Origin of the sequence: Rheinheimera oceanensis (assembly GCF_018831085.1) — a bacterium.
Classification (GTDB): domain Bacteria; phylum Pseudomonadota; class Gammaproteobacteria; order Enterobacterales; family Alteromonadaceae; genus Alishewanella; species Alishewanella oceanensis.
On record NZ_JAGPNM010000063.1, the window covers coordinates 1 to 273 of the forward strand.

Genomic DNA, 273 nt, shown 5'->3' on the forward strand with positions numbered 1-273 from the left:
TCCATTAAGAAATTCCTTCCTGAATTAGGATTTGAAATGAGCATCGCCCATGAAAGCGTTCTGAGGATTGATGCCGTACCGGAAGGTTTAAAAGAAACCCAGGTGATGAAATTCCTGGAAAATCTTTTTGATATTCTGGAATACAAGACGGAAGAGGAGTTTGTGCAGTTTTACCAGAATCAGTGGAACAAAATGCAGTCGAAATCAAGATTTGATTTTATCTATAAAAAAGATGCGGAACAGCTAATAAAAGATTTTACGGCATTAGGATTC

General features: G+C 37.0%; 1 protein-coding gene. It reads left to right on the forward strand.

The features are described from left to right. Positions 1-36 precede the first annotated feature (36 nt). Positions 37-273: hypothetical protein (locus J3B89_RS21105; RefSeq protein WP_215768321.1), on the forward strand; the 237-nt coding region annotated here is incomplete at its 3' end.